This is a genomic window from Candidatus Zixiibacteriota bacterium, assembly GCA_040752595.1.
Classification (GTDB): Bacteria; Zixibacteria; MSB-5A5; order WJJR01; family WJJR01; genus JACQFV01.
In genome coordinates, this window is record JBFMGX010000015.1 from 151,298 (window position 1) to 159,086 (window position 7,789).

At 63.0% G+C, this 7,789-nt stretch carries 5 protein-coding genes; all 5 read left to right on the forward strand.

What is annotated here, in order from left to right; genetic code table 11:
• The first annotated feature begins 60 nt into the window (after nt 1–60).
• Nucleotides 61–951: a hypothetical protein gene (locus tag AB1792_05550; GenBank protein ID MEW5701676.1), complete on the forward strand. Its 891-nt coding sequence runs from the start codon at nt 61–63 to the stop codon at nt 949–951.
• A gap of 308 nt (nt 952–1,259) precedes the next feature.
• Nucleotides 1,260–2,663 carry an aminotransferase class V-fold PLP-dependent enzyme gene (locus tag AB1792_05555; protein MEW5701677.1) on the forward strand — a complete coding sequence of 468 codons (1,404 nt, stop codon included), beginning with the start codon at nt 1,260–1,262 and terminating at the stop codon, nt 2,661–2,663.
• Nucleotides 2,660–3,529, forward strand: coding sequence for a DUF3473 domain-containing protein (locus AB1792_05560; GenBank protein MEW5701678.1), 870 nt, complete (start codon nt 2,660–2,662; stop codon nt 3,527–3,529). The genes AB1792_05555 and AB1792_05560 overlap by 4 nt, the downstream gene beginning before the upstream one ends.
• Nucleotides 3,530–3,721: 192 nt before the next feature.
• Nucleotides 3,722–4,408, forward strand: a complete 687-nt coding sequence (locus AB1792_05565; GenBank protein MEW5701679.1) for a class I SAM-dependent methyltransferase — start codon at nt 3,722–3,724, stop codon at nt 4,406–4,408.
• 242 nt (nt 4,409–4,650) lie between these two features.
• Nucleotides 4,651–7,789: hypothetical protein (locus tag AB1792_05570; GenBank protein MEW5701680.1), on the forward strand; the 3,139-nt coding region annotated here is incomplete at its 3' end.

Below are 7,789 nucleotides of genomic sequence, written 5' to 3' on the forward strand. Positions count from 1 at the left end.
GGGCGAGCCCAAACCGATAACGAGGACAAGAGTCTGGGAATGTCAAAGGGAGAAGGGACAATGAACCACACGTGGGGCAAACGGTGGGCGATGGTCCTCGGCACGGCGTTGGTTTTCGTGGTGGGACTGTCGGCGCTGGCCGGCGCCTCGGACGACAACCACGCGCTGCCGTTCTTGCGGACCGGCGTGGGCGCCCGGGCTTATGGTATGGGCAATGCGTACGTGGCGGCCACCAGTGACGCCACGGCCGGCTTCTTCAATCCGGCGGGACTGCGGAAGATCTGCAAGTGGGGATTTTCCAGCATGCTGTCCGCGGACATGGCGGTCGATCGCCAGTTCAACTATCTGGCGCTGGCCGGGTCGTTCAAATGGGGCTCGGTGGCCGGTTCGTGGGTCAACGCCGGCATCAAGGATGTCGGCTTGAGCGACGGCACTACCGAAGACTACATGGACAACTACTTCCTCCTGTCGTATGCCAACTCGACGGCCAAGTTCCGCTATGGCGGCAGCTTGGTGATCGCCAACAACAAGGTGGCGGAAGCGACCGGCGTGGGCGGCGATCTCGGGTTCCAGTGGGACATCGACAAGCAGGCCACATTCGGCCTGATGGCGCAGTCGCTGGGGCTGAAGGTTGGTGAGGATCATGTGCCGTACAATCTCCGGGTCGGCATCGCGGTGATGCCCGAGGTGCTGGAAGGATTCACCTTCCCCATGGAGATTCAGAAGACGCAGCACCGGGATCACATCAAGTTCCGTCTCGGCGGTGAGTATGCCTACAACTTCGACGGATCGGACTACGGCACGGCGATTCGCGGCGGCGTTGATGACGGCGCCTTCTCGATCGGTGCGGGTCTGCGGTTCCGTCAGTTCATGCTCGACTATGCCTATGTCTCCGAGCAGCAGGACTTCTTGAATGAGAATCACCGCTTCAGCCTGACCGGCAATTTCTAAGTCGGTGATTCGTCACGGAGTGACGGGAAGCCGTCCCGCTTTGGGAGCGCGGGGCGGCTTCGTGTTTTGAGGTCGGTCCCGTTGTGCCGTGGCCGGCACCTGATGTAGGACCACGTGCCGAGATTGGTAAACAAGGGGCTTAAGCCCCTTGTTGCCCGCGGGCGGCGCGACGGTCGGTCGAGCGTGGAACCGACGACTGACGCCGTGGGCCATGGTCTTTCGCCCCTTCGGCGGTGAAAGTGATAAGGGCAACGGGGATGGACTCGCCCTTCCGTGGGTCGGTATATTCGATTCCGGGGGAGGCCGACATGGTGCATTCGATGGACTTGTCGCAGCTCCGCAGAGAGTCGATCGGCGTCGACGCGCAAGTGCCGCTGCTGGATGGGCGGCACGTCGAATACGTCAACTTCGACAACGCCGCGTCCACGCCGACATTCCGGCCGATTGCATCGAAGGTCGACGCGTTCCTTCGCTGGTACGCCAACGTCCACCGCGGAACCGGTTTCAAGTCGCAGCTCTCCTCATGGGTCTATGAGCAGGCGCGGGCGAAGATCGCGTCGTTCGTGCAGGCCGATCTGACCGATCACGTCGTCATCTTCACCAAGAACACGACGGAGGCGATCAACAAGCTCGCGAACCGTCTGGAGCTGCGCCCCGGCGACGTCGTGTTGACGTCCCTGATGGAACATCATTCCAACGAGTTGCCGTGGCGACGGGTGGCGCAGGTCGAGCACATCGGACTGGAAGACGACGGGCGGTTGTCGGCAGCGGACTTTGAGGAGAAGTTGAACCGTCTCGGGCGCCGGATTCGGCTGGTGGCGATCACCGGGGCTTCGAATGTGTCGGGGTACGTCAACGACCTGGCGCGGTTCGCCGTCGGGGCGCACCGCGTGGGCGCGGAGTTCTTGGTTGATGCGGCGCAACTGGCGCCTCATCGTCCGATCAGCATGGGTAGCGCCTCCGACCCGGAGTGCATCGATTATCTCGTTTTCTCGGCCCACAAACTGTACGCGCCGTACGGCGTGGGCACGTTGATCGGACGGCGGCCGACGTTCGAGCGTGGCGACCCCGACACGGTGGGCGGTGGAACGGTCGACATCGTCACGCTGGAGGAAGCGTACTGGACCGATCTCCCCGAAAAAGAGGAGGCCGGGACACCGGACATCGTCGGCGTCGTGGCCCTGGCGGCGGCGATCGATCTTCTGCAGGGCGTGGGGTGGGAGCGGATCATCGCCCATGAAGCCGAGTTGACCGCTCATGCGCTGAGACGATTGAGCTCGATCCGTGGTCTGCACATCTACGGTGATCGCGATCCCGGAAGCGCTGCGGAGCGTCTCGGCGTAATCTCCTTGGCCGTCGACGGCATTCCCCACAGTCTGTTGGCGGCGATCCTCAACTATGAGCACGGGATCGGCGTGCGATCCGGGTGTTTCTGCGCCCACACGTATGTGAAGTGCCTGTTGCATGTCGGGGATGAGGAGGCGAAAGAGACGGAGCGCCAGATTCTGGCGCGCGACCGCAGCCGTCTGCCGGGGACCGTGCGCATCAGTTTCGGGCTGTACAATACGACTACGGAGATCGACCGGCTGATTTCGGCGCTTGAGGACATCATGGCCGGTCGCGTACGCGGAGACTACGTGATCGACCGGGAGCGGGGAGAGTATGCGCCCCGGGGGTACGCCCCCGATTTCTCCCGCTATTTCGCGCTGTGATCGCCGGGAACCAGACAAGCCGCGTCCTGGCCCTCTCCATCGACGTGGAGGGATTCGCCGAATCGCATGCACAGAGCGTTCCGGTCCCGGCCGATGAACTGCGCCCCGAGCGCAACGACGCCGAGATCGCCCGCAACCTGGATGTCATCCTTCCCTTGCTCGCTGATCATGACAGTCGGGCGACATTCTTCTTCTTGGGGCGGATCGGACACACTGCCCCGGCCTTGGTGCGGCGGGTCGCGGACGCCGGACACGAAATCGGTTGCCATTCCCTGCGCCACGAGCGGTTGACAGGGCAAAGCCCAGAGGCGTTCCGCGCGGCTGTTTATCAGGCGAAGGGACATCTCGAGGATGCCGGCGGGCAACGGGTGCGCGGATTCCGGGCGCCGAATTTCTCCCTCGTGCGGGAGAACCGCTGGGTTCTCGATGAGTTGGTCGCCGCTGGGTTCACCTATGACTCCAGCATCGTGCCGACGAAGGTGCACGACGTGTACGGCATGACGGGCATTCCGCGGCGCGTCTTTCGCTGGCCGAACGGGCTGATCGAGTTTCCCCTGCCGGTGATCCGATTGGGTCCCGTGGCGATTCCCATCGGCGGCGGCGGTTATTTCCGGCTGTACCCGTTGTCGTGGACACAGTGGTACTATCGGCGCCAGGCGCGTCGCGGCGTGCCGACGGTGTTCTATATCCACCCCTTTGAGATCGGATCGGAGGCACTGCGGCTGGAGAACCTGACCTTGGCCAGACGGTTTCGTCACTATGTGCGCCTGGGCGAGGGACAGAAGCGTCTGGGAAAACTGTTGCAGGTCGGCAGATTCGGCACGATGGCCGAGGTGCTGGCGGAACAGGGGTATCTCACGACCTGAGCGGGTGTCTCTAGGATGCTGAAAAACGCAGAAGACGTGGATCGGTCCCACCATTGTTATCCTGAGTCCGCCGCGGCGGACGAAGGATCTGCTGTTTCGCCCCATGAAACCAAAAGCAGATTCTTCGCCCCGCCAAAGGGCGGCGGGGCTCAGAATGACATGGATGGTCCTCATTTGGCATCCTGTTAGAGTATGACGATGGTAGACAACAGGAAGAATGCTGACGGACGCGTGGATCTGACACGCGGGTATTTTGAGCGCAAAGCCGGTGCGTTCGATCGGTTGTACCGGACTTCGGACCAGAATTGGCTGATGCGCCGTCTCAATCGGCGGTTTCGGTCGGACATCATGCGTCGGTACATGATGACGCTGGAGCACGCGGAGACGATCGGCGCCGGACGGGTGCTGGATGTCGGTTGTGGATCGGGGCGGTATCTCGCCGGATTGGCAGGTGCCGGCGCGGAACGGTTGGTCGGCGTCGACATGTCGGCGCCGATGCTGGAGCTGGCCCGGCAACAGTTGACGGCGGTTCGGGATGTCGACATCGACCTGATCTGTGCGGACTTCGCGACGTGGTCCTGTGATGAGCGTTTCGATCTGGTCGTGGCGATGGGGTTCTTCGACTATCAAAGCGACGCGGAAGCGATGCTGCGGAAGATGCGGTCGTTGACGGATGGTTCTGTCATCGCCTCGTTTCCCAGCCACCATTGGTTTCGGACACGGCTGCGGCGGCTCCGATATCGCTTCAAGCGCTGCCCTGTCTTCTTCTATCATCGGCACGAGATCGTGGCACTGGGCCGCAACAGCGGCTTCGAGCGGATCGAAATCGCCGCCATCCCCGGGGGCGGGATGGATCATGTGGTGACGTTCTGGACCTGAGAATCGCCCGGTCGTCTTTTCCCGTCATCCTAAGCGTATGGCCACCAACGCGTTAGCGGTTGGGCGGGGAATGACAACGAAAATACACCAAATTACCGCTTGACAACGGCCGATCCTCGTGCCATTCTCTAAGCAAGGCAGATATTGTCTTGTATCTGCCGCATCTCGCATTTGCCTACCATTCGCGCGCAAGCGTGAGAACGCAAAACTGAAGATTCCACCATGTGATCGGGAGGTGTTCCATGCGTAAGGCGGCCGTGTTCCAGTGTCGGTGGTTGGTGGGGACGCTGATCGGTGTGTTCCTGGCAGCCGTCGCTCCGACGGAGTCTGCGCTGGCGGGTAATGCGGACCCATCGCCATCGCCGTTGTTCCAGAACAGCCTGAAGACCTCGATTGAGCGATTTGACCAGCAAGACCGACAGCTTCCGGTCGGACTGGCCCAGGCTCCGGGTGGAGGGGCGGTCAACCGTTCGCCGGTTCGAACGACACCGGCCGGCGCTCTCGATCCAGTGGAGGACTGCTTTCAAGCGATGTCGGTCTTGGTGATCTCGCCGAATCCGAATGATCCGGCCTGCCAGAATCCTGATCCCCCGCAGACGTTGCAGGGAACGCTGATCCAACGGCGTAACGGCCCGCCATACGTTCCCTTCGATCCGATTCCCATCGAGATCCTGGAGCTCAATCTGACCAGCGCCGGCCCGATCACTGTGACGCTGAAAAGCCCACCGCCGACGCAGGGTCTGATCCTCAATCCGATCGTCGACATGGGGGGAAATTTCCAGAGCGCACCGGAGAGCTTCTTTGATGTGTTTGTCGCGATCGACGGATATCCGGGCGGACCGCTGGTGAATCGTGATCCGTGGCAGGTTCGTTCCGGCCCACTCAGTTCGTTGCCGCAGAACGGCACCCCGTATTCGCCGGCCGGCGGGCCGGTGCCGCTCTTTCATCCGAGCGATCCCATCAGCGCACCGCCCTCGGCGTTTCTCTGTTTCCTTGACATCTTGTTCGGTGACCCGTGTGAACCCGAGCCGGTCTGCGTCTATCAATTGAGCTGTGCCAGCGGCACTCCGGATGAATTGGGGCAATTGGGGCTGTGCATCGGCGCTCAGCGTGTGGGGGCGGCATGTCCCGGCAGCACATGCGCCGTCGAAGTCCGCAGTATGATCGGCAACGTCTGCCTTGTGTGGTCGTTGGTGGGATGTTTCCCCTCCACGGCGGAACCAATTCCCGGGAGCTTCGGATTCTGTCCATGCGATGCGTCGGCACCAACCATGCCGAGCACACCGACTTGCCCGGGAGAGCAAAGCTGCCCAGGGTCAGCGACCTGTGCGGGGGGCTCCTCATGCCAGGGGTCGGCGACCTGCAGCGGGTATTACACCTGCATGCATGCGACATGTGCCGCCATTGAGACATGTCGTTCGGTGACCTGCACGGCCGAGCCGTCGTGTGCCGGATCGGAGGCGACATGTTCGCCGAATCCGACCTGCCCACACTATCCGAGCTGCTCCGGTACTGAGACGTGCGAGACCGAAACATGCGTCGGTTGGGCGACCTGCCGGGGGTCTTCCACCTGCCCGGGGGCGCCGACCTGTGAACCGCCGCCGACCTACCAGGGACCGGAGTGCAACCAACCGACCATGGTCGGCGGGGCGTCGTGCCATGGCTCGGCGACCTGCCCGGCAAATCACACGTGCGGCAGCCAGACCTGTGCGGCGAGCCAGACGTGCTACAGTCCCACGTGCACGTCGGAGCTGACGTGCAATCGCCAGCCGACGTGTTCGTATCGCGCGACCTGCCCCGGGGCCGTCTCCTGTCAGGGTACGCCGACGTGTGGGAATACGACGAACACCTGCATCGGCTTCTCGACCTGCCAGGGAACGCAGACATGCCCGGGGACATCGACATGTGAAGAAGACCAGCCGACGATTTCCGCGCCGTCGTGTCAACCGACGCTATGCAATTACAGTTGCCCGGGGATGCCCTGCCCGCCGACCAGCCAGAGTGCGGTCAGTTGTCCGGGTGGTCATTGTCCAACTTCGGCGGGTTCGCCAAGTTGTCCGGCGGGACGCTGTCCGACCATGCAGGGAGCGTACTCGTGTCCCGGCGCCGATTGCGCCACCACGCAGGGTTCCATCAGTTGCCAGGGCGGTCTGTATTGCTTCACGGTCTCGAGCGGGTTTACCTGTCCGCCCGCCAGTTGCATTCCGCCGACGTACAACAGCTATCCGAGTTGTTCACCGGTGATCTGCCCGACGTGGTTTGGTTCGGCATCTTGCGGCGGCCAGTTGTGCATCGCCACCCAGGCGCCATCCCCGAGTTGCGGCGGTACGGCGACATGTCTGGCGGTGCAGTGCCCGCCTCCGACAATCCCGGGGAACCCGACCTGCTGGGGAGCGGCATCATGTCCGGCAAACCTGACCTGCTTCCCGAACCTATCGTGCGCGGGTGTGGTCACGTGCGCGCCGTTTGCGTCTTGCGGCGGTGCCACCTGTGCAGGAGTGGTATCGTGCGCTGGGACTACGACCTGCGCCGGGACCATTACTTGCACCGCGGCGCACACGTGTCAGGGGAATCCGACGTGTCCGCAGAGCGCCACGTGCAATACGTTCGCGGCGACTTGCGAGGGATCGCCGACGTGCAAGATGTCGGCGACCTGTGCGCCATGGCCGACCTGCAACGGCACGGCGACCTGCGCCAACACGGCAACCTGCAACACGCAGGCGACCTGCAACGGCGTGCAAACCTGTCCGGGGGCGCCATCGTGCGCCGGTCAACCGACCTGCAATGGCTCGGCGACCTGCCGGTTTGCGCCGACCTGCGACGGCTGGCCGACCTGTCAACCCGGCGGGTATGACACACCCGACCGCTTGAAACTGATTCTCGATAGCCTGCGCTATGCCTATCTTGACCAACTATTCGCGAACGCGGATTCGTCGCGTCCCGCCTTGGATTGGGACGATTGGCACGGGCCCGCGATCAGCCCGGTGCTCTTCTGGAATGAACTGCTGACGCCTGTGGTTGAGTCCTGCCAGTTCATCGTAACCGAATGGCTGGCGCCGCCGCCGGTGGCCGGGATCATCGACACCGAGCACGTTGTCGTGGTCTATCTGGTGCGGATCAAGGCGCATCACGATCTCGACGGCGATCTCCACGTATCGGTGGGTGACTATCTCCTGCTGGAGTACCTGGCGCCGCCGCATCTGGCGGGCACGACGCAGTGGTTCCGTGTGGAGGCCAACGGCCGTTCGCGTCCGGCGGACCTCGAGAACATCATCCGCCTGATCGCCGAGACGCCGCCGACGGCCGCCTTCGGCTGTGCCTGTGACTGCCACGGTGATCCGAAGTGCGACGGGATCCGGTCGAACGTGTCGGATGTCGTCA

Coding starts and splice junctions, on each gene's coding strand:
- AB1792_05550 (MEW5701676.1), top strand. CDS start 61: ATGAACCACACGTGGGGCAAACGGTGGGCGATGGTCCTCGGCACGGCG.
- AB1792_05555 (MEW5701677.1), top strand. CDS start 1,260: ATGGTGCATTCGATGGACTTGTCGCAGCTCCGCAGAGAGTCGATCGGC.
- AB1792_05565 (MEW5701679.1), top strand. CDS start 3,722: ATGACGATGGTAGACAACAGGAAGAATGCTGACGGACGCGTGGATCTG.